This window comes from Heterorhizobium halophytocola (assembly GCF_017873095.1).
Classification (GTDB): Bacteria; Pseudomonadota; Alphaproteobacteria; order Rhizobiales; family Rhizobiaceae; genus Allorhizobium; species Allorhizobium halophytocola.
In genome coordinates this window covers 33,198-58,166 of sequence record NZ_JAGGJU010000011.1, presented here as the reverse complement: position 1 = coordinate 58,166, position 24,969 = coordinate 33,198, and the positions used below count along the sequence as shown (strand labels likewise).

At 63.9% G+C, this 24,969-nt stretch carries 20 protein-coding genes and 1 other RNA gene; 20 read left to right on the top strand and 1 reads right to left on the bottom strand.

Annotated elements, in window-relative coordinates:
• The first annotated feature begins 250 nt into the window (after positions 1 to 250).
• The 3 genes from J2Z17_RS18825 to J2Z17_RS18815 all read left to right on the top strand — a co-directional run bounded on the left by J2Z17_RS18825 (position 251) and on the right by J2Z17_RS18815 (position 2,539).
• Complete coding sequence (locus J2Z17_RS18825; RefSeq protein WP_209947193.1) at positions 251 to 988, top strand: J domain-containing protein; 738 nt, start codon at positions 251 to 253, stop codon at positions 986 to 988.
• Positions 985 to 1,746 carry an N-acetylmuramoyl-L-alanine amidase gene (locus J2Z17_RS18820; RefSeq protein WP_209947192.1) on the top strand — a complete coding sequence of 254 codons (762 nt, stop codon included), beginning with the start codon at positions 985 to 987 and terminating at the stop codon, positions 1,744 to 1,746. The genes J2Z17_RS18825 and J2Z17_RS18820 overlap by 4 nt, the downstream gene beginning before the upstream one ends.
• 265 nt (positions 1,747 to 2,011) lie before the next feature.
• Entirely contained in the window at positions 2,012 to 2,539 is a 528-nt protein-coding gene (locus J2Z17_RS18815; RefSeq protein WP_209947191.1) for a lytic transglycosylase domain-containing protein, read from the top strand.
• A gap of 192 nt (positions 2,540 to 2,731) precedes the next feature.
• Here the strand turns inward: J2Z17_RS18815 and J2Z17_RS18810 are convergent, their stop codons facing one another.
• On the bottom strand, positions 2,732 to 5,311 hold the full coding sequence (locus tag J2Z17_RS18810; protein WP_209947190.1) for a membrane-bound PQQ-dependent dehydrogenase, glucose/quinate/shikimate family: 2,580 nt from the start codon (positions 5,309 to 5,311) through the stop codon (positions 2,732 to 2,734).
• A 204-nt stretch (positions 5,312 to 5,515) separates the two neighbouring features.
• On the opposite strand from J2Z17_RS18810, the gene J2Z17_RS18805 reads away from it, so the two are divergent.
• The 17 genes from J2Z17_RS18805 to ftsA all read left to right on the top strand — a co-directional run bounded on the left by J2Z17_RS18805 (position 5,516) and on the right by ftsA (position 24,888).
• Complete coding sequence (locus J2Z17_RS18805) at positions 5,516 to 6,703, top strand: NAD(P)/FAD-dependent oxidoreductase (protein ID WP_209947189.1); 1,188 nt, start codon at positions 5,516 to 5,518, stop codon at positions 6,701 to 6,703.
• Between the two features lie 73 nt (positions 6,704 to 6,776).
• An RNA gene (rnpB, locus tag J2Z17_RS18800) (RNase P RNA component class A) lies at positions 6,777 to 7,174 on the top strand.
• A gap of 386 nt (positions 7,175 to 7,560) precedes the next feature.
• Complete coding sequence (gene mraZ / locus J2Z17_RS18795; RefSeq protein WP_209947188.1) at positions 7,561 to 8,001, top strand: division/cell wall cluster transcriptional repressor MraZ; 441 nt, start codon at positions 7,561 to 7,563, stop codon at positions 7,999 to 8,001.
• A 14-nt stretch (positions 8,002 to 8,015) separates the two neighbouring features.
• Positions 8,016 to 9,041, top strand: coding sequence for a 16S rRNA (cytosine(1402)-N(4))-methyltransferase RsmH (gene rsmH, locus J2Z17_RS18790; RefSeq protein ID WP_209947187.1), 1,026 nt, complete (start codon positions 8,016 to 8,018; stop codon positions 9,039 to 9,041).
• Between the two features lie 2 nt (positions 9,042 to 9,043).
• On the top strand, positions 9,044 to 9,409 hold the full coding sequence (ftsL, locus tag J2Z17_RS18785) for a cell division protein FtsL (protein ID WP_209947186.1): 366 nt from the start codon (positions 9,044 to 9,046) through the stop codon (positions 9,407 to 9,409).
• On the top strand, positions 9,409 to 11,157 hold the full coding sequence (locus tag J2Z17_RS18780; protein WP_209947185.1) for a peptidoglycan D,D-transpeptidase FtsI family protein: 1,749 nt from the start codon (positions 9,409 to 9,411) through the stop codon (positions 11,155 to 11,157). Before ftsL ends, J2Z17_RS18780 begins: the two co-directional genes overlap by 1 nt.
• Positions 11,158 to 11,230: 73 nt before the next feature.
• Entirely contained in the window at positions 11,231 to 12,685 is a 1,455-nt protein-coding gene (locus J2Z17_RS18775) for a UDP-N-acetylmuramoyl-L-alanyl-D-glutamate--2,6-diaminopimelate ligase (protein ID WP_209947184.1), read from the top strand.
• Positions 12,682 to 14,115 (top strand): UDP-N-acetylmuramoylalanyl-D-glutamyl-2,6-diaminopimelate--D-alanyl-D-alanine ligase, encoded by a 1,434-nt coding sequence (locus J2Z17_RS18770; RefSeq protein ID WP_209947183.1) that lies wholly within the window; start codon positions 12,682 to 12,684, stop codon positions 14,113 to 14,115. The genes J2Z17_RS18775 and J2Z17_RS18770 overlap by 4 nt, the downstream gene beginning before the upstream one ends.
• 22 nt (positions 14,116 to 14,137) lie before the next feature.
• On the top strand, positions 14,138 to 15,238 hold the full coding sequence (gene mraY / locus J2Z17_RS18765; RefSeq protein WP_209947182.1) for a phospho-N-acetylmuramoyl-pentapeptide-transferase: 1,101 nt from the start codon (positions 14,138 to 14,140) through the stop codon (positions 15,236 to 15,238).
• Between the two features lie 7 nt (positions 15,239 to 15,245).
• On the top strand, positions 15,246 to 16,655 hold the full coding sequence (gene murD, locus J2Z17_RS18760; RefSeq protein ID WP_209947181.1) for a UDP-N-acetylmuramoyl-L-alanine--D-glutamate ligase: 1,410 nt from the start codon (positions 15,246 to 15,248) through the stop codon (positions 16,653 to 16,655).
• A gap of 1 nt (position 16,656) precedes the next feature.
• Positions 16,657 to 17,808 (top strand): putative lipid II flippase FtsW, encoded by a 1,152-nt coding sequence (gene ftsW / locus J2Z17_RS18755; protein WP_209947180.1) that lies wholly within the window; start codon positions 16,657 to 16,659, stop codon positions 17,806 to 17,808.
• A gap of 6 nt (positions 17,809 to 17,814) precedes the next feature.
• Positions 17,815 to 18,936: an undecaprenyldiphospho-muramoylpentapeptide beta-N-acetylglucosaminyltransferase gene (gene murG / locus J2Z17_RS18750; protein ID WP_209947179.1), complete on the top strand. Its 1,122-nt coding sequence runs from the start codon at positions 17,815 to 17,817 to the stop codon at positions 18,934 to 18,936.
• Positions 18,933 to 20,345, top strand: a complete 1,413-nt coding sequence (gene murC / locus J2Z17_RS18745) for a UDP-N-acetylmuramate--L-alanine ligase (RefSeq protein WP_209947178.1) — start codon at positions 18,933 to 18,935, stop codon at positions 20,343 to 20,345. Before murG ends, murC begins: the two co-directional genes overlap by 4 nt.
• Complete coding sequence (gene murB, locus J2Z17_RS18740; RefSeq protein ID WP_209947177.1) at positions 20,346 to 21,320, top strand: UDP-N-acetylmuramate dehydrogenase; 975 nt, start codon at positions 20,346 to 20,348, stop codon at positions 21,318 to 21,320.
• 396 nt (positions 21,321 to 21,716) lie between these two features.
• Positions 21,717 to 22,643: a D-alanine--D-alanine ligase gene (locus tag J2Z17_RS18735; protein ID WP_209947176.1), complete on the top strand. Its 927-nt coding sequence runs from the start codon at positions 21,717 to 21,719 to the stop codon at positions 22,641 to 22,643.
• Positions 22,643 to 23,560: a cell division protein FtsQ/DivIB gene (locus J2Z17_RS18730; RefSeq protein WP_209947385.1), complete on the top strand. Its 918-nt coding sequence runs from the start codon at positions 22,643 to 22,645 to the stop codon at positions 23,558 to 23,560. The genes J2Z17_RS18735 and J2Z17_RS18730 overlap by 1 nt, the downstream gene beginning before the upstream one ends.
• The gene (gene ftsA, locus J2Z17_RS18725; RefSeq protein WP_209947175.1) at positions 23,557 to 24,888 is read left to right on the top strand and encodes a cell division protein FtsA; all 1,332 of its coding nucleotides are present in this window, start codon (positions 23,557 to 23,559) and stop codon (positions 24,886 to 24,888) included. Before J2Z17_RS18730 ends, ftsA begins: the two co-directional genes overlap by 4 nt.
• Positions 24,889 to 24,969 lie beyond the last annotated feature (81 nt).

The window sequence follows — 24,969 nt, the reverse complement described above, 5'->3', positions numbered from 1 at the left end:
GCCGGTCTCGCGCAGCTTGCCGCTGCCGCCCGGCGGGGTCGCGGGCGTCACCGATTCTTGCCGGCCGGCCGAGGCGGCCGGTCGCACGAGACGCGGCAATTTTGTCCCGCGAGGAGCCCCCGGCAATCCACCGGCGGCTTAACCGCGTAGATACCACCATCAAGCTTTTGCAAGCCTTGCTGAATAAAACTTAATGTCATCAGGCCGTTCTCAGCTTGCTTTTCGCCCGATTATTTGGTCAATCTCGCTCATGTTTTTCGATTTCGCCTGTGAACAGATCGCTTCGCTTTGGGACCGCTTGCTCGGTGCGGTCACCGATGCTGCCGGTAATGTTCTGTCGGGCATCGTCGAATCGGTGCGCACCGTGTTCGAGGGCGACCCCGAGACGCGCCGCCGGGTGTCCTTCTCGGTGGCGATCATCGCGCTCTCGGCCAAGATGGCCAAGGCGGACGGAATCGTCACCACCGCAGAGGTCGACGCCTTCAGGTCGATCTTCGATTTTCCGCCGGAAGAGGCGCGCAACGTCGCCCGTCTCTACAATCTGGCACGCCAGGACGTGGCGGGCTACGAGGCCTATGCCGAGCGGCTGGCCGGGCTTTGCCGCACCTGCGATTTCGATTGCCCGGTGCTCGAAGACATCGTCGACGGTCTGTTTCATATCGCCAAGGCGGACGGACTGGTGCATGAGCAGGAACTCGATTTCCTGACCCGCATCGCCGAGATCTTCGGCATCGAAGAACAGCGCTTCGAGGAAATCACCGCCCGGCATCTGCATGTCGACGGCGATCCCTACCGCGTTCTCGGGGTTTCCCCGAGCGACGACTTCTCGTCGATCCGCCGCCGATACCGGGCGCTGGCCGCCGAGCATCACCCCGACCGGCTGCATGCCCGTGGCGTGCCGAGCGAATTCCACGCGGTGGCCAACCAGCGCATGGCGACGTTCAACGCGGCCTATGAAGCGATCGAGAAAGAACGCCGCGCCGCATGACTGCGTTTACGCCGGATTTTCCGGGCGCTCGCGTCGTCGCCTCGCCCAATCACGGCGAACGGGCAGGGGGCATCAGGCCCGACATCATTCTTCTCCACTATACCGGCATGGACAGCGGCGAGGCGGCGCTCTCGTGGCTCTGCAATCCCGAAAGCCAGGTTTCCAGCCATTATGTCGTCCACGAGGATGGGCGCATTGACCAGCTCGTGCCCGAGGACAGGCGCGCCTGGCATGCCGGCAAAAGCAGCTGGGCCGGTGAAACCGACATCAATTCGCGCTCGATCGGCATAGAGATCGTCAATGGCGGCCATCCCGCCGGCCTGCCGGAATACCCGGCCCGACAGATCGAAGCGGTCGTCGAATTGTGTCTCGACTGTGACAAGCGCCTGCAGATCCGGCCCGAACGGGTACTCGGCCACTCCGATATCGCCCCTGTCCGCAAGGTCGATCCGGGTGAAAAATTCCCCTGGAGGACACTGCATGCGGCGGGGGTCGGGCACTATGTCGAGCCCGCTCCGATCGCCGGCGGGCGGTTCTTTCAGCGCGGCGACAACGGTCAGCCGGTCGAGGCCATCCAGTCGATGCTGGCGATGTATGGTTACAACGTTGAAATCACCGGAGACTTCTGCGAAAAAACCGAGGGTGTCGTGGCGGCTTTCCAGCGCCATTTCCGACCCGCGCAGGTTGACGGCATTGCCGATGCCTCCACCATAGAGACATTGCACAGACTGCTCTCGGCGCTGCCGAAATTCGGCTGACGGGGCGCTGATCCGGACCGTCCGGCAACCCCTTCCAATGCGCCGCCAAGTCAAAAAGTTCCGGCTTGCCACAAGTTTTTCTTATTAAACATGTCTAACGCCGTTGCTGAACGGCGGAACGGGAAGCTTCATTGCTTCCGACGCTCAACTTAAAAACAGGGACTATTGACGACAGCTATCCCGAGAACGGGATACTTGGCTGCGGGGCCATTATGCTGTTGCTGTATTGCGTAAGTCCCCTCGAGGTGCGGAGACTAAAACCTATATGATCAGAAATATTTTCGCTGCTGCGGCAAGCATCGCTACCGCCATGTCTTTTTGCGGGCCGGTCCATGCCAAGGATGTCGATGACGGAGATGTGGCGACGAGACTGGCAGTGCAGCGCAGTGCGGCCGATGCGGCGTTGGCGGACGCCGAGGACATCAATCCTTTCGGCCTCCTGATCAAGAAATATGCCAACAAGTACGACGTGCCTGTAAACCTGGCTCAGGCCGTGGTGCAGATCGAAAGCAATTTCAATCCGAAGGCCAGGGGCAGCGCCGGGGAGATCGGCCTGATGCAGATCAAGCCCGCGACCGCCCGGATGATGGGTTTTCACGGCTCTGCCAAGGCGCTCTACGATCCGGAGACCAATATCCGCTGGGGGATGAAGTATCTGGCGGCTGCTCATGATCTCGGCGGCGGTGAAACCTGCCAGACGATCCTGAAATACAATGCCGGCCACGGCGCCAAGCGGATGAATCCGATCTCCAAGCGCTATTGCGGCAAGGTCATGGCGCTGCTCGACTCGTAACGCGGTCAGCAGGTTTCGTGATGGAGCGCCGCGCCTTGTCACAAGGCGAAGATGGCGCTCCATCACACGGGCGATGATGCATGTCGGTTCCGCCTGGATGGGCTCATTCAGGCCTGGCATGCATCGGAGGCGGCGCGGTTCTGACAAGGGGCCACGTCGCCTCCGCCTTCTCGGGCGCTTGGCGTTGCCGCCTCAGCCCTGTTTCGGCAGGGCATAGGCGATCACCTGGTCGCCGACCTTGGTCTCCATGAAGTGATGGCCGCCGGGCACCAGCACGACATATTGCCGACCATCGACTTCATAGGTCATCGGCGTCGTCTGGCCGCCGGCGGGCAGATCCGTTTCCCAGACGACCTTGCCGGTCTTGATGTCATAGGCGCGGAACTTGTCGTCGGTGGTGGCGGCGACGAAGATCAGGCCGCCGGCGGTGACCAGCGGACCGCCATTGTTCGGCGTGCCGATGGTGATCGGCAGCATCGAGGGAATGCCGAACGGACCATTGTTGTTGGCCGCGCCGAAGGGCTTGTCCCACAACGTTTTGCCGGTCTTCAGGTCGATCGCGCGGATCCAGCCATAGGGCGGCGCCACGCAGGGCATGCCGGTCACCGGGTTGCGCCAGCCGGCATTGACGTTGATGGCATAGGGCGAACCGGCCTGCGGATCGCCGGCACCCTCGACATTCGAGCGGTTGCCGCCTTCGTTGATCGGGCGGTAACCCAGCGCGTCGGCCTTCTTGCGCGGCACCAGCTGGTTGTAGTTGGGCACGTCGTTGTAGTTGGCGACGAGGATGCCGTTCTTCGGATCGATCGCGACGCTGCCCCAGTCCGAGCCGCCATTGTAGCCGGGATATTCGATATAGGGCTTGTCGACGGTCGGCGCCGTGTACTTGCCGTCATATTCGGCCCGGCGGAACTGGATCCGGCAGATCAGCTGGTCGAGCGGCGAGGCGCCCCAGGCGTCGGTCGCCTTGAGGTCCGGCTTGGTGACGTTGGCATAGCCGGAGAAAGGCTGTTCCTTCGACAGGGCCTTGGCTTCGACGCCGTCGGAGGGAACCTTGCGGTTCTCGACCGGAAACAGCGATTCGCCCGTCTTGCGGTTCAGCACATAGATCTGCCCCTGCTTGCTCGGCAGCACCAGCGCCGGCACCGTCTTGCCGTCCTTCGGAAAGTCGACCAGCGAAACCTGGCTGCCGAGATCATAGTCCCACAGATCGTAATGCGCTGTCTGGAAATGCCAGACCGGCTTGCCGATGGTGACGTCGATGGCGACCAGCGAGGAGCTGTACTCGTTCTCGAAGTCCTTGCGGTTGCCGCCGTAATAGTCGACCGAGGAATTGCCGAGCGGCAGATAGACATAGCCGAGTTCCTCGTCGCCAGTGGCGACTGTCCACATGTTGGGCGTGCCGCGGGTATAGGTCTCTCCCTCGGGCGGGGCGCCCTGGCGATCCGGATGGCCCATGTCCCAGGCCCAGGCGAGCTTGCCGGTCAGGACATCGTAGCCGCGGATCACCCCGGAGGGCGCATCCTCCGCCTGGCCGTCCTTGACCTGCGCGCCGACGACGGCAATGCCGCGCACGATCACCGGCGGCGCGGTGATCGCATACCAGCCGGGCGTGCTCTGACCGATACCGTTGTTGAGATCGACCTCACCCTTTTCCCCGAAGCCCGGGCAGGTCTGCCCGTCCTTTGCATCGACAGCGATCAGCCTGGCATCGAGCGTGCCCTCGACCAGCCGCGTCTTGCACGGCGCGTCGTCGGTGGCGTTCGGATCGACATAATAGGCAACGCCACGGCATGTAGCGCCATAGGGGATGGCGTCCGGCGAGACCTTCGGATCGTAGCGCCATTCTTCCTTGCCGGTCTTCGCGTCATAGGAAATCAGGATATTCATCGGCGAGCAGACGAACAGATGGCCGCCGACTTCGAGCGGGGTGTTTTCCGGCGAATATTCGCCCTTGGTCTTCTCGGTTGGCATGTCGCCCGTATGGGCAAGCCAGACCTGGGTCAGGTCCTTGACGTTGCCGGCGGTGATCTGGTCGAGCGGGGAGTAGCGCTGGGCGCTGTCGCCGCCGCCATAGGCCGGCCAGTCCTGACCGGCCTTCAGTTCCTGCAAGGGCTTGGTCGAGACATTGGCACCTGTCGCGGCAATGGTCTTCATGGCGGGATTGGACGTGGCCATTGCGGCACCGGTGGCATCCGTTGCCGGCTGGTCGGGCATGGTCTGCGGGGCGATTGCCGGATTGGCGGCCGGATCGGCAGGCTGTCCGGCATCAGGGGCGGGCGTGGCGTCCTGCGCGCTGGCCGAATCGTGAAAGCCGGCCGCGGGCGACAGGACGGCGAGGCTTGCCAGAAGGGCAACGGCGGTTGCCGGCACATGGGCTCCGATGCGCCGGCGAAAGGCCGGCAGCGACAGCAGCAGGACAATCAGCAGCACGGTCGGCGCCACCAGCCGTGGCACCAGCGGCCAGGGATCGAGCCCGACCTCCCAGAAGGCCCATAACAGCGTGTAGATCCAGGTGGCGGCATAGACCCAGACGCCGAGGATGTTCCGCATGACGATCAGCCCGCCCGACACGATCAGGCCAATGCCGGCAATGGTATAGTAGAAGGTGCCGCCGAGGGTGATCAGCCATACCCCGCCAAAGGCAAGCGCCAGACCGATAAGGATGAAGACGATGCCGAGAAGGCCAAGCCACCATCGCCCCGGACCGCCCGGATTGCGCCTTCGGACAGGCTTATTGACGGATGGCGATGCGGTATAGGGTGTGGCCATGGTATCCTCCTGTAGCTCGAAGCGGGGTCACCTTTCGGTCGAACGCAAAGTCGCCATGGTTGTTCGCCGCCGCTGCCATTAAATCTCCGTAATGTTTGCGCTCGTCCTTGGCGGCGGGTGGGAAAAGCAGGCTGGCGCATGGCCGTTTTCGTGCCTATGGTCTGCGCCTGCGCAGGCGCGGGCGTTGAGCCGGAAGGAACGGGAATGTCGGTCGATTTCAAGTCTATAGTCGTCGGTCGTGGCATGATGGGGTCGGCTGCCGCCAAGTATCTGGCGCGCGCCGGCGAGGGTGTCGCGCTGATCGGTCCGCTGGAGCCGCGCGATCCGAAAAGCCATGCCGGCGTCTTTGCCAGCCACTACGACGAGGCACGCATCACCCGCACCATCGACCCCGATCCGGTCTGGGCCGAACTGGCCAATCGGTCGATCGCGCGCTACGGCGACATCGCCCGCGAAAGCGGCGCGTCCTTCTACCACGAGCGCGGCTGCCTGATGGTCGGCCCGGCCCGCGGTGGCAGCGATCCCTATGTCGCCAATATCTGCAATGCGGCCGAACAGCTGGGCGTCGGCGCGGAGGTCATGCAGCCCGAGGCGCTCCGGAGACAGTTTCCCTATCTTCACTTCACCGAGCGCTGCGAAGGCGTCTATGAGCGCAGCGATGCCGGGCATGTCAATCCGCGCCGGCTGGTCGAGGCGCAGGCAAAACTCGCCTACAGGGCGGGCGCTCGCCTGATTGCCGAAACGGTGACAGAGGTGCGGCAGCAGGACGGTCATGCGACCGTCACGACCGATTCGGGCAACAGCTATACGGCCGAACAGGTGCTGGTCGCGGCCGGCGGGTTTTCGATCGGGCAGGGCCTCTTGCCCCGGCCGCTGCCGATGACCGTCTATGGGCGGACCATCGCCTTCTTCGAGATCAAGGGCAAGCTGCTGGAGCGGCTGTCGACCATGCCGTCGCTGATCCATCAGCCTGAAAATCCGAGGGACCACGTCTATCTGCTGCCGCCGGTCACCTATCCGGACGCGCGCGTCTATCTGAAGATCGGCGGAGATCCCGATGATCTGGTGCTGGGCACCGAGCCGGAGGTCCGTGCCTGGTTTCGGACCGGGGGACGCGAGAGCGTGCGCGACCATCTGCGCCGCATTGCCGTCGATCTCATCCCGGATCTGGCGGCGGTGGAGCCGAGCATGGGAGCCTGCGCCGTGTCATTTACCCCGAGCGGCTATCCGGCCATCGAATTCGCCAGCTCCCGCATCGCGGTGCTGACCGGCGGCTGTGGTGCGGCGGCCAAGAGTTCCGACGAGATCGGGCGGCTCGGCGCCGAGCTTCTGCTTGGCAGAAACCTCGCCGATCAGGGGTATGGAATCGCGTTTTCCGCCGGTTTTTGCTGATTCGGCAGCCGCTTGTCCCGCAAGGCCGAGATTTGGGTGGCGTTCGGCAATCGTGTCGGCTAAGCAGCCCCTGCCAGTCGGCCGGGCAGCCGCGCTTTACCAATGTCGAAAGACGGTAAGGTGAGGAAAGTCCGGGCTCCACGGAAACACGGTGCCGGATAACGTCCGGCGAGGGCGACCTCAGGGAAAGTGCCACAGAAAGTAAACCGCCCGTTCTCGAACGGGTAAGGGTGAAAGGGTGGGGTAAGAGCCCACCGCGTGCCTGGCGACAGGGACGGCATGGTAAACCCCACCGGGAGCAAAACCGAATAGGGATGACGCGGGGCAGCTTGCTGCCTACAGCCTGTTTCCGGGCCAGTCATCCGGGTGGGTTGCGACGAGGCAGCGTGTAAACGCTGTCCCAGATGAATGGCTGCCACGTTCCGGGAAACCGGAGCCATACAGAACCCGGCTTACAGGCCGACTGGCAATTTCTTTTCCCCTTTTTTCGTCAAAAAATGGGCGGCCCCAAGCCGTTGATATCCCGGTCATATTAGGGGGCATTTACGCGTTGGCGCGGAGGCCGCCCGATCTGAATTTCCTAACCTTTTGTTAAGCTTAACGGCTTACAAAGGGAGGGAGTCCCAGCGGCTGTGCGAGGGGCAGTTCCCATTGACGCCCATGTTGTCCCATGTTATCCCATAATCACACCAAGCAGGGGTCCATGAAGTCCGAAAAAGGCGGCGCTTGCGATGGTCTGTCGAAGAGTTATTTCAGCCGGTTTTCTATTGGCGTTCCAAGTGTTGCGGTTGAGGCGTTTTCATACTCCGTGAGGCGGTCTATTCGCCTCCAGCCGGAAGGGGCGGATTCGGGTTTCCATGGACCGCTTCCTGTCAAATGCGACGAACAAGATCGACGCGAAGGGTCGGGTATCCGTTCCAGCGCCGTTTCGGGCTGTGCTCGCGAAGAAGGGTATCCAGGAGCTCTACTGTCTCCAGGATTTCTCCTTTCCGGCGGTGAGTGCAGGCGGTCCCGAATTGCTTGCGCAATACGAGAGGCAGCTGGCGACACTCGATCCCTTGTCGCCGGAGGCGGACGAATTGTCTCTTCTCATCCATGGGGGCGGAATTCCCTTGCGGCTGGATGGGGAGGGGCGGTTGATGGTCGTGGATTTCATCCGCGATTTTACGAGTATCTCGTCCGAAGTGACATTCGTCGGACGGGGCGAGTTTTTTCAGCTCTGGGAACCGGAAGCGTTTCGTTCGGCCCAGGCTGCTGCAAGAGAGGGACGCAGGCTGCGAGGACTGTCCCCTCGATAGAAAGGGGAAGCGGAGTGATGACGAATCCTGGCGGAGGGTCGACTGATGCCGGAGGCGGACCGGTTCGTCACACTCCGGTTCTTCTTTCAGAAGTACTGGATGCATTGAAGCCTAAGCCCGAAGACGTCATCCTGGATGGCACCTTCGGCGCCGGTGGGTACACGACGGCGATCCTGGCGGAAGGGTCGCGCGTCGTGGCCCTCGACCGGGACCCGACGGCCATTTCAGGCGGTGCGGCGCTGGTCGACCGCTATGGCGCGCGTCTTCAGCTGCACCATACCCGTTTTTCCGAACTCGACCGGTTCGCGCCGGATGGCGGCCTCGACGGCGTCGTGCTCGACATCGGCGTCTCCTCGATGCAGATCGACGAGGCCGATCGCGGCTTTTCCTTCCAGAAGAACGGCCCGCTCGACATGCGCATGTCCTCGGACGGGGTTTCGGCGGCCGATGTCGTCAACCGCGCAAAGGTCAGCGATCTCGCCCGCATTTTCGGCTTTCTCGGCGAGGAGAAGCAGGCCGGCCGGATCGCCCGTGCGATCGAGAAGCGCCGGCTCGACACGCCCTTCGTCACCACCCGTGACCTGGCCGGCATGATCGAGATCGTCACGCCGCGCAAGGCGACCGACCGTATCCATCCGGCAACCCGCGTCTTCCAGGCGCTGCGTGTCTTCGTCAACGACGAACTCGGCGAACTGGCGCGGGCGCTGTTTGCCGCCGAACGCGCGCTGAAGCCCGGCGGCCGGCTGGTCGTCGTCACCTTCCATTCGCTGGAGGACCGCATCGTCAAGAAATTCTTCACCGAGCGTTCCGGCAAGTCGGGTGGTTCGCGGCATCTGCCGATGGCAAGCGTGGCGCCTGCCGCCTTCACGCCGATCGGCAAGGGCATGGTCGGCGCCAGCGAGGCCGAGGCCGAGATCAATCCGCGCGCCCGGTCCGCCAAGCTGCGCGCCGGCATTCGCACCGAAAGCCCGGCCGGCCCGGCCGACATGGCGATCTTCAACCTGCCGGCCCTTGCCAGCCTCGAACGGATGGGCGGCTGATCATGCTGAAGACCCTCGATTTCCTGATGATCGGCGCCATGCTCGCGGCCGCCACCGTCACCTACCAGATCAAGCACCACGCGGAAGACCGCGAGGAAGAGGTCCAGCATCTGGAAGCCAAGATCAAGCTGGAGCGCGACACCCTCGACCTGCTGAAGGCCGACTGGGCGCTGCTGACCCAGCCCAACCGTCTGGAAAAGCTGGTGCAGCTTTATGGCGACGAGCTGAAACTGCAGCCGACGGACCCGACCCAGCTTGCCCGCCCGCATGAACTGCCGATGATCCGGCCAGAGCCCACCCCGCCCGAGGTCGCCCAGGATGGACTGGCCGCCCCGGACACTATCGCAACCGGATCGGTGAGGCCCTGATGAGTTTTCTGTCGCGATTGATGCTTCTCAAGAGCCAGGCGCATTTCTCGAGCAATGGCCAGAAGGGTGACATCGCCAGCAATGGCGCATCGTTCAAGGGCTCGCGCAAGCGCAAGGGGGAACTTGCCCGCAAGCGTGTCGGCCTGATCATTTTCGGCAGCCTGCTGGTCTATGGCGTGATCGGCGGCCGTCTGGTGCAGTATGGCTACACCCAGTCCGATACCACCTCCTCGATTCCGCCGACCGACCGGCTGATGGCCTCGCGGCCCGACATCCTCGACCGCAATGGCGACGTGCTGGCGACCGACATCCGCACGGTCTCGCTGTTTGCCGAGCCGAACAAGGTGGTCGATCCCGACGAAGCGGTCGAAAAGCTGCACAGCGTCCTGTCCGATCTCGATATCAAGTCGACCTATCGCAAGCTTGCCAATCCGCAGTCCCGCTTCCAGTGGCTGAAGCGCCAGCTGACTCCGAAGCAGCAGAGCGAGATCCTGGCGCTCGGCATTCCCGGCATCGGCTTCCGGCCGGAAAAGCGCCGCTTCTATCCGGGCGGCCCGACCGCCTCGCATATCGTCGGCTATGTCAATATCGACAACCACGGCATGGCCGGCATGGAAAAATATGTCGACCAGCAGGGGCTCGCGGCCCTGGCGGCTGCCGGCATGACCAGCAATGCGCCGCTGGAGCCGGTGAAGCTGTCGATCGACCTGCGCGTCCAGAACATCGTCCACGACGTCGTGCAGAACGCGATGGTCAACTACAAGGCAAAGGGCACCGGAGCCGTCGTGCTCGACATCAAGACCGGCGAGGTGCTCGCCATGGCCTCCTATCCGGATTTCGATCCGAACGATCCGGCCAGCGGCTCGGAAGACGGCTGGCTGAACCGCATGGCGAACGGCACGTTCGAAATGGGGTCGACCTTCAAGTCCTTCACCATCGCCATGGGGCTCGATTCGGGCCGGGTGAAGCTGACCGACAGTTTCGACGCGACCCGCGCGATCCGTCTCGGCGGCTTTACCATCCAGGACTTCCATGGCCGCCATGCCTGGCTGACCGTGCCGGAAATCTTCAAATATTCGTCGAATATCGGCACGGCCAAGATCGCCGACACCCAGACCATTCCCGAACACAAGGCCTTCCTGACCAAGCTCGGCCTGCTGACCAAGATGGACACCGAGCTGCCGGAAATCAAAATGCCGAGCCAGCCGCGCGAATGGAAGAAGATCAACCAGATCACCATTTCCTTCGGTCATGGCGTGGCGACCACGCCGCTGCAGACGGCTGTGGCCGGTGCGGCGCTGGTCAATGGCGGCTATCTGATCGAGCCGACCTTCCTGCCGCGCACGCAAGAGCAGGCAAACGCGGTCGCCGAGCGGGTGATTTCGGAAAAGACCAGCAAGGAGATGCGCTACCTTTTCGACTATAACGGCAAGGAAGGCTCCGGCCGCAATGCCCGCGTGCCCGGCTTCGATGTCGGCGGCAAGACCGGAACGGCCGACAAGGTGGTCAATGGCCGCTACGACAGCAAGCTCAACTTCAATGCGTTCCTGGCGGCCTTTCCGATCAGCGATCCGCAATATGTCGTGCTGACCTTCTGTGACGAACCGCATGATGGCGAAAACGGTGGAACGATCGCCTCCTATACGGCAGCACCCATGGTACGCGACATTATTCGCAGAAGCGCCGCAATTCTCGGTGTAGAACCCGATTTCGGGGACTTGGGCTCCAACCTGCTTGTGTCCTATTAATCGGCATCGTCACGTCTCCCGGCACCGACTCGGCTTCGAGCGGTGCCGGGTTCAAAATTGAAAAGCGCCCGCAATGAAACTGATCGATCTCCTTGAGGATTTTGCCTCCGACGCCGCCGGCCTTGCCGCTGCGGGCGATGTCGAGATCACCGGACTGTCCGCCGACAGCCGCAGGATCGCCCCCGGCATGCTGTTCGTCGCGCTGGCCGGCACCAAGGCGAACGGCACGGCCTTTGCCGCCGATGCCGTTGCCAAGGGCGCGGCCGCGATCGTCGCTGCCGAGCCGATCGAGGCATCCGTACCCGTCATCGTCGTCTATAATCCGCGCCGCGCCCTGGCGCTGGCGGCTGCCCGCCTCTACGGCATGCAGCCGGAAACCATGGTGGCGGTCACCGGCACCGCCGGCAAGACATCGGTCGCCTCGTTCACCCGCCAGATCTGGGCAGCGGCCGGACTTGCCGCAGCGCAGATCGGCACGACCGGCGTGATCGCGCCGGGCCGCGAGACCTATGGTTCGCTGACCACCCCCGATCCCGTCGCCCTGCAGGCGCTGCTCGCCGAGCTTGCGGTCGAGGGTGTCACCCATGCGGCGATGGAGGCCTCCAGCCACGGGCTGGACCAGAGCCGGCTGGACGGTGTGGCGCTGAAGGCTGCCGCCTTTACCAATCTCGGTCGCGACCATATGGACTACCATCCGACGGTCGAGGACTACATGGCCGCCAAGATGCGGCTGTTCGATACGCTGCTGCCCAAGGGGTCGCCGGCGATCATCTATGCCGACGACGCCTGGTCGCAAAAGGCGATCGATGCGGCGAGCACTGCCGGTCACAAGGTTCTGACGGTCGGCCGCAAGGGCGATTTCCTGACCGTCAAGCGGGTCGAGCATTTCCGCCACAAGCAGGTGGTCGAGATCCATGCCGATGGCCGCATCTTCGAAATCGACATTCCGCTTGCCGGTGACTTCCAGGTGGCCAATGCGCTGGTCGCGGCCGGCCTTGCGATCGCGACCGGTGTCGACACCGCCGTCGCCCTGAAGGCGCTCGAGCATTTGAAGGGGGCTGTCGGTCGTCTCGAGCTGGTCGGGCAGGCCGGCAATGGTGCGCTCGCCTATGTCGACTATGCCCACAAGCCGGACGCGCTGGAGAATGTGCTGACCTCGGTGCGCCCGTTCACCACGGGCCAGCTGGTTGTCGTGTTCGGCTGCGGTGGCGACCGCGACCGCGGCAAACGGCCGATCATGGGCGAGATCGCCTGCCGGCTGGCAGACGTGGTGATCGTCACCGACGACAATCCGCGCTCGGAAGAGCCGGCGGCGATTCGCGGCGAGATCATGGCGGCCGCTACCTGCGCGACCGAGATCGGCGACCGGGCCAAGGCCATCCGTCATGCTATTTCCCTTTTGAAATCAGGCGATACGCTGGTCGTGGCCGGCAAGGGGCATGAGGAAGGGCAGACCATCGGTGACAAGACGCTGCCTTTTTCGGATCATGCGGAGGTTCGCAAAGCACTTGAGGAGCTGCAGCCTTGAACCTTCTATGGAGATCGTCGGAAATGGCCGCCGCCCTTGCCGGGCGGCCGGTGGGCAATCTGCCCGAAGGCGTCACCGGTATCTCGATCGACAGCCGGTCGGTCGCAGCCGGTGAGGCGTTTTTCGCCATCAAGGGCGACCGTTTCGACGGTCATGACTTCGCCAGCCTCGCGGTTGCCAACGGCGCGGCGCTGATCATCGTCAGCGAAGCAAAGCTGCCCGCCCTCGGTCGCCTGACCGTGCCGATGATCGTGGTCGACGACGTATTGCAGGCGCTGGAACGGCTGGCGGTCGCCTCGCGGAAACGCTGCCAGGCGGAGATCGTTGCGGTGACCGGGTCCGTCGGCAAGACGACGACCAAGGAAATGCTGCGGCATGCGCTCGACCCCTGCGGCAAGGTGCATGCAGCCGTGGCCTCGTTTAACAATCACTGGGGCGTGCCCCTGACGCTGGCGCGCATGCCGGCCGATACCGATTTCGGTATCTTCGAGATCGGCATGAATCATCCGGGCGAGATCCGCCCGCTGGTCAAGCTGGTGCGTCCGCATGTGGCGATCATCACCACGATCGCCGCCGCCCATCTTGGAAATTTCCGGAATATCGAGGAAATCGCCGCCGCCAAGGCCGAGATCTTCGAGGGCATCGAGCCGCATGGCCATGCGATCCTCAACCGCGACAACAACCAGTATGCCTTCCTCGTCAAGGCGGCGCAGGATGCCGGCGTCGAAAACATCCACAGTTTCGGCCAGAACCCCAAGGCGGAGTATCGCCTTGCCGAATATGACGGTTCGGGGGAGGGCTCGACGCTCTGGGCCTCGCTCGGCGGCGAGACGCACGAAGTCGCGATCGGCGCGCCGGGACGCCATCTGGCCGAAAACGCCATGGCGGTGCTGGGCGCTGCCAAGCTGCTCGGTGTCGACATGGCCGCCGCCGTCCAGTCGTTCGCAAGCCTGTCGCCGGTCAAGGGACGCGGCGCGCGTCATGCGCTCAAGGTCGAGGGTGGCCGTTTCACGCTGATCGATGAAAGCTACAACGCCAATCCCGCCTCGATGCGTGCCGCCATCGCCGTGCTCGCAGCCGCCAGGACCGGGACCGGCGGGCGCAGGATAGCCGTCCTCGGCGACATGCTCGAAATGGGTGAATTTTCAGACGGCGTTCATGCCGAGTTGGCCGCACCGCTGGCGACGGCTGGCGTTGACCAAGTCTGGCTTTCGGGCGAGGCCATGACCCACCTGCGCGATGCGCTGCCAGACACCGTCACGGTCGAGTACCGTCCCACCACCGAGGAACTGGCAGAGTTTGCCGTCCAGGCGGTGCGTCCCGGCGACGTGCTGATGATCAAGTCGTCGCTCGGGCTTGGTTTCGGCAAGATCGTCAAGGCTTTGCTTGACAACTATCCGGCATTCTCAGACACGGAACGCCTCAACTAATGGGCTTTTGGAAAGGGCTTCCATGCTGATCTGGCTGGTCGAACTGTCGGACCATATTCAATTCTTCAACCTGTTCCGGTACATCACGTTCCGAACCGGTGCCTCGTTGCTGACCTCGGCGATGATCGTCTTTCTCTTTGGTCCGCGCATGATCGCATCCCTGCGCATTCGCCAGGGCAAGGGCCAGCCGATCCGCGCCGATGGGCCGCAGACCCATTTCAAGAAGGCGGGAACGCCGACGATGGGCGGGTTGATGATTCTCGCGGGTATCGTCGGATCGTCGCTGTTGTGGGCCGATCTTTCCAACGTCTATGTGGTCGCGACCCTGATGGTGACCCTGGGCTTCGGGGCGATCGGTTTCTATGACGATTATCTGAAGGTGACGAAGCAGTCCGACAAGGGCTTTTCCGGCAAGGCCCGCCTCGGCATCGAATTCCTGATTGCCGGCATCGCCGTCTATTTCATGATGCGTTCGGCCACCGCTTCGGCAGCGCCGGGTTCCTTTCTCGGCACCTCGATCGCCTTTCCCTTTGCCAAGGACTTTCTCGTCAATATCGGCATCTTCTTCGTGCTGTTCGGCGGTTTCGTCATTGTCGGGGCCGGCAATGCGGTCAACCTGACCGACGGTCTCGATGGTCTGGCCATCGTGCCGGTGATGATTGCGGCTGCCTCCTTCGGGGTGATCGCCTATCTCGCGGGCAACGCCGTCTTCGCCAATTACCTGCAGATCAATTTCGTGCCCGGCACCGGCGAGCTTGCCGTGCTGCTCGGCGCGGTGATCGGGGCAGGGCTCGGCTTCCTGTGGTTCAACGCGCCGCCCGCCGCCATCTTCATGGGCGACACCGGATCGCTGTCGCTCGGCGGCCTGATCGGCACGGTTGCGGTTGCCACCAAGCACGAGATCGTCATGGTGATCATCGGCGGGCTGTTCGTCGCCGAGACGCTTTCGGTGATCATCCAGGTCGGTTATTTCAAGATGACCGGCAAGCGGGTGTTCCTGATGGCGCCGATCCACCATCATTTCGAAAAGCTCGGCTGGACCGAAAGCCAGGTGGTGATCCGCTTCTGGATCATTGCCGTCGGCCTTGCCATGCTCGGCCTGTCCACCCTGAAGCTGCGGTGAGGCGTCGATGATCCCGGTCAGCACGCTCAAAGGCAAGGCCGTCGCGCTGTTCGGCCTCGGCGGTTCGGGACTGGCGACCGCCCGGGCGCTGGTGGCCGGCGGCGCCGATGTAACGGCCTGGGACGACAATCCCGACAGCGTCGCGCGCGCTGGCGCCGAGGGCATCGCGACCGGCGACCTGCGGGCACTCGACTGGGACCGGCTCGCCTGCCTGGTGCTGTCGCCGGGCGTGCCGCTCACCCATCCGAAGCCGCACTGGACGGTGGACCTGGCGCGGGCGGCCGGCGTCGAGATCATCGGCGACGTCGAACTGTTCGTGCGCGAGCGCCGGGCACAGCAGCCCGATTGCCCGCTGATTGCGATTACCGGCACCAATGGCAAGTCGACCACCACGGCGCTGATTGCCCATATCCTGCAAAGCGCCGGCCGCGACACCCAGCTCGGTGGCAATATCGGCCGGGCCGTGCTGACGCTTGATCCGCCGGCACCCGGTCGCCATTACGTCATCGAGTGCTCGTCCTACCAGATCGATCTGGCCCCGACGCTCGATCCGACCGCCGGCATCCTGCTCAACCTGACGCCGGATCACCTCGATCGCCACGGCACGATGCAGCATTATGCCGAGATCAAGGAACGCCTGGTCGCCGGCAGCCGCACCGCCATCATCGGCGTCGACGACAGCCATTGCACGATGATCGCCGAGCGGATCGAGAAGGCCGGGGGAACCGTCGAGCGCATCTCCAAGCGCCGGCCGGTCGACACCGGCTTTTATAACGACAGCCAGAAGATCTTCCGGGCACAGGATGGAAAGGCGGCTCTGATGGCCGATCTCGACGGCATCCAGACGCTGCGCGGCAGCCACAATGCGCAGAATGCGGCCGCGGCGATTGCCGCCTGCCTCGCCGTTGGCCTTACGGTCGAGGAGGTGCGCGCCGGCCTGCGCTCCTTCGGCGGGCTGAAGCATCGCATGCAGCCGGTCGCACGCCGCGACCATGTCGTGTTCGTCAACGATTCCAAGGCCACCAATGCCGAGGCTGCGGCACCGGCGCTGTCGAGCTACGGGCGGATCTACTGGATCGCCGGCGGTCTGCCCAAGGAAGGCGGCATCGCCGCTCTTGCGCCGCTGTTTCCGCACATCGCCAAGGCCTATCTGATCGGCGAGGCGGCGTCGGCCTTTGCGGCGACCCTTGGCAGTGCCGTGCCCTACGAGATCTCCGAAACGCTCGACCGTGCCGTCGCCCATGCGGCGGCCGACGCGGCAGCGGACGACAGCGAGGTCGCGGTGATGCTATCCCCGGCTTGCGCAAGCTTCGATCAATACAAGAATTTCGAGGTACGTGGTGATTCGTTCGTCTCGACGGTCGCAGCACTGCCTGACGTGACGATGCTCGTCGAGATGCCCCAAGGAGGTCAATGACATGGTCAGCCGTGCGGAGCGAGGTCCGCTTGCCGAATGGTTCTGGACGATCGATCGCCTGTTTCTGGTCCTTTTCCTGGCCCTGATCGGCATCGGTCTGATGCTGTCCTTTGCCGCATCGCCGGCCGTGGCGCACCGGATCGGGCTCGACAATTTCCATTTCGTCCGGCGCCAGATCGCCTTCATGCTGCCGGCCGTCGCCGTCATGCTGGGGCTGTCCTTCCTGTCGCCGCGCCAGGTGCGCCGCGCCGCCATCATCATGCTGGTCGCAGCCCTGGCGATGATGCTGCTGGCGCTGTTCTTCGGCGCCGAGGTGAAGGGGGCCCGCCGCTGGGTGTCGATCGCCGGCCTGTCGATCCAGCCGTCCGAATTCATGAAGCCCGCCTTCGTCGTCGTCTGCGCCTGGCTGTTTGCAGAACAGCAGCGCCATCAGGAGATCCCGGGCAATCTGTTCGCCATGATCCTGTATGGCATGGTCGTCGCGCTTCTGATTGCGCAGCCGGACCTTGGCCAGACGATCCTGACCTCGGTGGTCTGGGGCAGCATGTTCTTCATGGCCGGCGTGCCGTGGATCTGGATCACCGTGCTCGGCGGCCTCGGCGTCGGCGGCTTTGCGGTCGCCTATATCACGCTGCCGCATGTGGCAGGCCGCGTCGACCGGTTCTGGACCGGGGAGGGCGATACCTTCCAGGTCGACACCGCGCGTGAAGCGATCATCCGCGGTGACTGGTTCGGCCGGGGGCCGGGCGAGGGTGTCGTCAAGCGCATCATCCCGGACGCCCATACCGACTTCATCTTCTCGGTCGCCGCCGAAGAGTTCGGCATCCTGTTCTGCATGGCGCTGGTCGCGATCTTCGGCACCATCGTCGTGCGCGGACTGACCCATGCCTATCGCGAGCACGACGACTTCAACCGCTTTGCCATTGCCGGCCTGGCGCTGCAGATCGGCGCCCAGTCGATGATCAATGTCGGCGTGAACCTGCAGCTGCTGCCGGCCAAGGGCATGACGCTGCCGTTGATCTCCTATGGCGGCTCGTCGGAGATCGCCATCTGCTGCACCGCCGGCTTCCTGCTGGCGCTCACCCGCCGCCGGCCCGAATCGCGGGCGCAGGAGCGCGGCAGCTATCGCACGCTCTATCAGCCTGCGGAGTAGGGTGGCATGACCAAGGGACTTATCTTCCTGTCCGCCGGGGGCACCGGCGGCCATCTGTTTCCGGCCGAGGCGCTGTCCCACACGCTGCATGCGCGCGGCTACAGCGTGCATCTGGTGACCGACAGCCGGGCCGAACGCTATGCCGGCGGCTTTCCGGCCGAGGCGATCCACGCCATTCCCTCGTCCACCATCGGGTCTAAGAACCCGGTCGCCGTGGCAAAGGCGCTGATCACGCTGTTTCGCGGCTATCTGGCCGCCCGCAGCCTGGTGAAACGGCTGAAGCCGGTCGCGGTCGTCGGCTTCGGCGGCTACCCGACGCTGCCGCCGCTTCTGGCCGCTGCGCACGCTTCGGTCCCGACGCTGATCCACGAACAGAATGCCGTGATGGGCAGGGCCAACCGGCTTCTCGCAAACCGTGTCCGGGCGATCGCCGGTGGGTTTCTCGCGGAGAGCGGCGAGCATGCCGCAAAGATCGTGACGACCGGCAACCCGGTCCGCCCGGCGGTGATCGAGGCCGCCGACACCGTCTACCGCGCCTCGTCCGGCGACCAGTCGTTTCGCCTCGTCGTCTTCGGCGGCAGTCAGGGCGCGCAGTTCTTCTCCCATGCCGTGCCGGAGGCGATCGGACGCCTGGACGAGAGCCTGCGCCGCCGGCTCGTTGTCACCCAGCAGGCCCGTCCGGAAGATGCCGAAGCCGTCATGGCACGCTATGCGGAGCTCGGCATCGCCGCCGAGATTGCGCCTTTCTTCACCGACATGGCGGCCCGCATCGCCGATGCGCATCTGGTCATCTGCCGATCCGGCGCGTCCACGGTCTCCGAACTCTCGGTGATCGGTCGTCCGGCCATGCTGGTGCCCTATCCCTTTGCGCTGGACCATGACCAGGCAGCCAATGCGGCAGCGCTTGCGGCCAATGGCGGAGCGATCGTCTCGCGCCAGGCGGATCTGTCGGCCGACCGCCTCGTCGAATTCCTCGCCCGCGCGATGACCGATCCCGAATGGCTGGCCGGCATGGCGACGGCTGCCCGCGCCGTCGGCCGTCCGAATGCTGCCGGCTTGCTTGCCGACCTGGTTGAGGTTATTGCCGCTGGCAAATCTGTGACAGACTACAAGGAACAGCGATCATGAAGATGCCGACAAGCATCGGCCTCGTCCACTTCATCGGTATTGGTGGCATTGGCATGAGTGGCATCGCCGAGGTGCTGCACAATCTCGGGCACAGGGTGCAGGGCTCCGATCAGGCCGAGAGCGCCAATGTCCAGCGGCTGCGCGAAAAGGGCATCGAGGTCCATGTCGGGCACAAGCCGGAAAATCTGGGCGACGCCGATGTCGTCGTCGTCTCCACCGCGATCAAGAAGAACAACCCGGAACTGATTGCCGCGCGCGAAAAGCTGCTGCCGATCGTCCGCCGGGCCGAGATGCTGGCCGAGCTGATGCGCTTCCGCAACGCGATCGCCGTCGGCGGCACCCATGGCAAGACGACGACCACCTCGATGGTCGCCTCCCTGCTCGATGCCGGCGGGCTCGACCCGACCGTCATCAATGGCGGCATCATCAACGCCTATGGGACCAATGCCCGGATGGGCGAGGGCGAGTGGATGGTGGTCGAGGCCGACGAATCGGACGGCACCTTCCTGAAGCTCCCCGCCGATGTGGCCATCGTCACCAATATCGATCCCGAGCATCTCGACCATTACGGCAGCTTCGATGCGGTCAAGCTGGCCTTTGCCCAGTTCGTCGAGAACGTCCCGTTCTACGGCTTCGGCGTCATGTGCCTCGATCATCCCGAGGTCCAGGCGCTGGTCGGCCGGATCGAGGATCGCAAGGTCATCACCTATGGCGAGAACCCGCAGGCCGATGTCCGCTTCTCCAATATCCGCCAGGACGGGGTGAAATCCGTGTTCGACGTGGAGATCCGTCGGCGGCGCACCGGCCGCGTCTTCACTTTCAAGGATCTGATGCTGCCGATGCCCGGCCGGCACAACATTTCCAATGCCTGCGCGGCGATCGCGGTCGCCAACCGGTTCGGCATCGAGGAAGAGGCGATCCGCAAGGGGCTGGCAAGCTTCGGCGGGGTCAAGCGCCGCTTTACGCTCACCGGCAGCTGGAACGGCGTGCAGGTGTTCGACGACTACGGCCACCATCCGGTCGAGATCAAGGCGGTGCTGCGTGCTGCCCGCGAGGCCTGCAACGGGCGAATCATCGCCATCCATCAGCCGCATCGCTATTCGCGACTGGAAAGCCTGATGGCGGATTTTGCCGGCTGCTTCAACGATGCCGACAGCGTGATGATCGCCCCGGTCTATGCGGCCGGCGAAGATCCGATCGAGGGCATCAGTTCCGAAGCCCTGGTATCGCGGATCAAGTCCGGCGGACACCGGGACGCGCGTTACTTGTCTTCGCCTGATATGCTCGCTCCGATTGTTTCGACGCTTGCAAAGCCCGGCGATTTTGTGGTCTTGCTTGGAGCGGGAAATATCACCCAGTGGGCGGCAGCGCTGCCCGGGGAACTGGAAGCTCTGAACGGGAAAGCGTGAATGAAACAGGTCGACGGACAGAAACTGCTGGCATCACTGGGCTCTGGTGTGGACGCTTTGAAGGGGCGCCTGACACCGGACGCACCGATGGACCGCGTCACCTGGTTCCAGGCCGGCGGCCTGGCCGAGCTGATGTTCCAGCCGCATGATGTCGAAGATCTCCAGACCTTTCTGAAGCTTTTGCCGAAGGAGGTGCCGGTCACCGTGGTCGGCGTCGGCTCCAATCTGCTGGTGCGCGATGGCGGCATTGCCGGTGTCGTCATCCGCCTCTCGGCAAAGGGTTTCGGACAGGTCGAGCTTGCCGGCGAAAACCGCATCCGCGCCGGCGCCATCTGCCCGGACAAATATGTGTCCGCCATGGCGATGGATAACGGCATCGGCGGCTTTCACTTCTACTACGGCATTCCCGGCACGATCGGCGGCGCCGTCCGGATGAATGCAGGCGCCAATGGCGGCGACACGGCCGAGCGGCTGGTCTGCGTCGAGGCGGTCGATCGCGACGGCAATCCGGTGCAACTGTCGAAGGCGGAAATGGGCTACTCCTACCGCCATTCCGCAGCCCCCGCCGGACTGATCTTCACCCATGCGGTGTTCGAGGGCTTTCCGGAAGACAAGGCCAAGATCCGTGCCGACATGGATGCCGTGCGGCATCACCGCGAGACCGTCCAGCCGGTCAAGGAAAAGACCGGCGGTTCGACCTTCAAGAATCCGCCCGGCCATTCCGCCTGGGAGCTGATCGACAATGCCGGCGGTCGCGGCCTGATGATCGGCGGTGCGCAGATGTCGTCGCTGCATTGCAATTTCATGATCAACACGGGCCATGCGACCGGTTATGATCTGGAATATCTGGGCGAGAATATCCGCCAGCAGGTGTTCGAACATTCGGGCGTGAAGCTCGAATGGGAAATCAAGCGACTGGGCGCGTTCATGCCCGGCCGCGAAGTGGTGCCTTTCCTCGGCGCGGCCGAGGACTGAGCCACCGGTCCCGGTCGCCTGCGGGCGGCTCGGACGCCGGGACTTTACCCGGCACGGCGGATATGACGTCCGACCGTCTGTAGACCTGTAATGAACCAGCGCCGGTAACATCTTGAAGGGGCACGTCTTGGTGCCGCCTCTAGACCCGTATCCGGTCGCCCTGCGCAGCAGTCGCAAACCGTCTCGATTCGGCCCTATAACGGGCCCGATTCGACCGGCGAAACTGCAGCGCTGCGTGAAGTCGTCTCGATTTAGCGATGTTTTTCAATTGCTTGGCGGACGGTTAACGAAAGTAAACGGTTCATTAACCTTAATGTTGTTTTACTAACCTTATGCGAAGAGGCGCCCAAGCCGCCCTTCGTCAAACGCAATAGCATTCGGCATTCCGGAGCAGTCATGGGTAGCAAGCACGTCGCGGTTCTGATGGGGGGATTTTCCTCCGAGCGGCCTGTCAGCTTGGCATCTGGCAAGCCTTGCGCCGACGCGCTGGAGGCCGAGGGCTACCGCGTCACGCGGGTCGATGTCGATCGCAATGTCGCGTCGGTGCTCGCCGATCTGCGCCCGGACGTTGCCTTCAACGCCCTGCATGGCCCTTTCGGCGAAGATGGCCGTATTCAGGGCATTCTGGAATATCTGCAGATCCCCTACACCCATTCCGGCGTGCTGGCTTCGGCCCTTGCCATGGACAAGGGGCAGGCGAAGATCGTTGCCGCCAGCGCCGGCATTCCGGTCGCGCCGGCGCGAATCATGATGCGTAGCGAATTCACCAACGATCACCCGATCGCGCCGCCTTACGTGGTCAAGCCGGTCGCTGAAGGGTCCAGCTTCGGCATCATCATCGTGCCGGAAGACCGCGAATATCCGCCGCAGATCCTCGGATCCTCCGAATGGCGCTACGGCGAGCGGCTGATGGTCGAGCGCTATGTGGCCGGCCGGGAGCTGACCTGCGGCGTGATGGACGGCAAGGCGCTCGGCGTGACCGAGATCGTGCCGCAGGGCCACGACTTCTACGACTATGATGCAAAATATGCCGAAGGCGGCTCGAAGCATGTTTTGCCGGCGGAAATTTCACCGAAAATTTACCAAAAAATACAAGACTTGTCGGTCAGGGCGCATGAGGTGATCGGCTGCCGTGGCGTCAGTCGCTCAGACTTCCGCCTGGACGATCGCCTGTCCGAGGACGGTGAACTGATCTGGCTCGAAATCAACACGCAGCCCGGCATGACCCCGACTTCGCTGCTGCCCGAAATGGCCATCGAAGCTGGCCATTCCTTTGGTTCTTTCGTCAGCTGGATGGTGGAGGACGCGTCGTGCATGCGTTGATGGGCAAGGTTCGTAACGGCCATTCGGGCCGCCGGGATGAGGTCAAGGGTGATGCGCGCATCGTCCTGCCGCGTCCGCTGCGCCGGCTTGTCCGCCAGGGCGTCGGTCTGGCGACCGGTCGCGTGACGCTGCCGGCCGGGCTCGGTCGCGTGTCGTTTGCCGCCTATTGCGCCTTCGTCGTCGGCGTCGGCGTCATCCAGGGTGGCCACGGCCAGGCCGTTGCCCAGGCAATGACGGCTGCTGCCGGTTTTGCCATCGAGGACGTCAAGGTGTCGGGCAACGACTACACCTCCGAAATCGACATCCTGCAGACGCTCGGCCTCGACGGCACGACCTCGCTTCTGGCGCTCAACATCGACGCGGCCCGCAAGGCACTCAGCGCCATGCCCTGGGTCGAGGCGGCAGAGGTTCGCAAGGTCTATCCGCGCACCATCGAGGTCATGCTGAACGAGCGCAAGGCGTACGGGATCTGGCAGCATGGTTCGGATCTGTCGCTGATCGAGAAGGATGGCAGCGTCATTTCGCCGCTGCGCGACAACCGCTTTGCAGCCTTGCCGCTGTTCGTCGGCCGCGATGCTGAAACGGCCGCCGGTTCGATCGACAAGGATTTCTCCCACTGGCCGGCCATCGCATCGCCGATCAAGGCCTATGTGCGCATCGCCAGCCGTCGCTGGGACGTGCATCTGGCCAATGGCGTCATCGTCAAGCTGCCGGAAGACGACATTGATGCGGCGATGGACCGTCTGGCGGCGCTGGAAGCCTCGCAGCAGCTTCTGGAGCGCGACATTGCCGTCGTCGATCTGAGGCTTGCCGACCGGGTCACCATCCGCCTGACGCCGGAAGCCGAGGAACGCCGTGGCAAGGCGGTTGCCGAACGTTTGAAGATACTGAAGAAGTCGGGGCAGAACGTATTATGAGTTTCTTTCGCTCCCAGGGCGGCACGCCGCCAAGCTCCAGGCCGCTTTCCTCCAAGCGCACGCATATCGTTTCGGTGCTCGACATCGGCTCGACCAAGGTCGTCTGCATGATCGGCCGCCTGACGCCGCGCCCTGAAAGCGACGTGCTGCCGGGGCGCACCCATTCGGTCGAGATCATCGGCATCGGCCATCAGCGGTCGCGCGGCGTCAAGTCCGGCGTGATTGCCGATCTCGACGCCATCGAGAGCGTGATTCGTCTGGCCGTGGATGCCGCCGAGCGCATGGCAGGTCTCACCATCGAGAGCCTGATCGTCAACGTCTCGGCCGGTCGCATCGGTTCGGACGTCTATACCGCCACCATCGACCTCGGTGGCCAGGAAGTCGAAGGCACGGACCTCAAGAAGGTTCTGGTCGCGGCCAACCTGCAGTCGCAGAACAGCGAACGGGCCGTGCTGCATTCCCTGCCGACCGGCTACGCGCTGGACGGCGAGCGCGGCATTCGCGACCCGCTCGGCATGTATGGCGACGTTCTCGGCGTCGACATGCACATGGTCAGCGTCGAGCGCGGTGCGCTGCGCAATCTCGAACTCTGCATCAACCGCGCCCACCTGTCGGTCGAGCGCGTCGTGGCAACACCCTATGCCAGCGGCCTTGCCGCTCTCGTCGACGACGAGGTCGAACTCGGCTGCGCCGCCATCGACATGGGCGGCGGCACGACGACGATCTCGGTCTTTGCCGAAGGGCGCCTGATCCATACCGATGCCGTCAATCTGGGCGGTCATCACGTGACCACCGACCTGGCACGCGGTCTTTCGACCCGCATCGAGGATGCGGAACGGCTGAAGGTCGTGCACGGCTCGGCGATCGTCAGCCGTGGCGACGAACGCGATATCATCCCGGTCCTTCCGATCGGCGAGGACGACCGCGACCAGCCGAGCCAGGTGCCGCGGGCCCTGGTGTCGCGCATCATCGGTGCGCGCATCGACGAAACGCTGGAACTGATCCGCGACCGTATCCACACCTCGGGTTTCAGCCCGGTTGTCGGCAAGCGCGTGGTTCTGACCGGTGGTGCAAGCCAGCTCACAGGGCTTCCCGATGCGGCACGCCGCATCCTGGCCCGCAATGTCCGGATCGGCCGGCCGATGGGGGTTTCCGGTCTTCCGGTCGCCGCCAAGGGCCCCGCCTTTTCGACGGCAGTCGGGCTGATGATCTACCCGCAGGTGGCGGATCTGGAAACCCATGCAGGGCAGGGCGGCCTCTTCTCGCCCTTTTCGGCGGGCAATGGTCGTCTGGCCCGGATGGGGCAGTGGCTGAAGGAAAGTTTTTGAATTTCGGTCCCGGGTCTCCCGAACGGAGCCCGGGGTGGAAAATGGAAGCAAACAGATCGGTCGTGGCGACGGTCTGGAACA

What these genes read in the sequence shown, in the direction of transcription:
- J2Z17_RS18825 (WP_209947193.1), top strand. Translation starts at nt 251, where the DNA reads ATGTTTTTCGATTTCGCCTGTGAACAGATCGCTTCGCTTTGGGACCGC.
- J2Z17_RS18820 (WP_209947192.1), top strand. Translation starts at nt 985, where the DNA reads ATGACTGCGTTTACGCCGGATTTTCCGGGCGCTCGCGTCGTCGCCTCG.
- J2Z17_RS18815 (WP_209947191.1), top strand. Translation starts at nt 2,012, where the DNA reads ATGATCAGAAATATTTTCGCTGCTGCGGCAAGCATCGCTACCGCCATG.
- J2Z17_RS18810 (WP_209947190.1), bottom strand. Translation starts at nt 5,311, where the DNA reads ATGGCCACACCCTATACCGCATCGCCATCCGTCAATAAGCCTGTCCGA.
- J2Z17_RS18805 (WP_209947189.1), top strand. Translation starts at nt 5,516, where the DNA reads ATGTCGGTCGATTTCAAGTCTATAGTCGTCGGTCGTGGCATGATGGGG.
- mraZ (WP_209947188.1), top strand. Translation starts at nt 7,561, where the DNA reads ATGGACCGCTTCCTGTCAAATGCGACGAACAAGATCGACGCGAAGGGT.
- ftsL (WP_209947186.1), top strand. Translation starts at nt 9,044, where the DNA reads ATGCTGAAGACCCTCGATTTCCTGATGATCGGCGCCATGCTCGCGGCC.
- J2Z17_RS18780 (WP_209947185.1), top strand. Translation starts at nt 9,409, where the DNA reads ATGAGTTTTCTGTCGCGATTGATGCTTCTCAAGAGCCAGGCGCATTTC.
- J2Z17_RS18775 (WP_209947184.1), top strand. Translation starts at nt 11,231, where the DNA reads ATGAAACTGATCGATCTCCTTGAGGATTTTGCCTCCGACGCCGCCGGC.
- mraY (WP_209947182.1), top strand. Translation starts at nt 14,138, where the DNA reads ATGCTGATCTGGCTGGTCGAACTGTCGGACCATATTCAATTCTTCAAC.
- murD (WP_209947181.1), top strand. Translation starts at nt 15,246, where the DNA reads ATGATCCCGGTCAGCACGCTCAAAGGCAAGGCCGTCGCGCTGTTCGGC.
- ftsW (WP_209947180.1), top strand. Translation starts at nt 16,657, where the DNA reads ATGGTCAGCCGTGCGGAGCGAGGTCCGCTTGCCGAATGGTTCTGGACG.
- murG (WP_209947179.1), top strand. Translation starts at nt 17,815, where the DNA reads ATGACCAAGGGACTTATCTTCCTGTCCGCCGGGGGCACCGGCGGCCAT.
- murC (WP_209947178.1), top strand. Translation starts at nt 18,933, where the DNA reads ATGAAGATGCCGACAAGCATCGGCCTCGTCCACTTCATCGGTATTGGT.
- murB (WP_209947177.1), top strand. Translation starts at nt 20,346, where the DNA reads ATGAAACAGGTCGACGGACAGAAACTGCTGGCATCACTGGGCTCTGGT.
- J2Z17_RS18735 (WP_209947176.1), top strand. Translation starts at nt 21,717, where the DNA reads ATGGGTAGCAAGCACGTCGCGGTTCTGATGGGGGGATTTTCCTCCGAG.
- J2Z17_RS18730 (WP_209947385.1), top strand. Translation starts at nt 22,643, where the DNA reads ATGGGCAAGGTTCGTAACGGCCATTCGGGCCGCCGGGATGAGGTCAAG.
- ftsA (WP_209947175.1), top strand. Translation starts at nt 23,557, where the DNA reads ATGAGTTTCTTTCGCTCCCAGGGCGGCACGCCGCCAAGCTCCAGGCCG.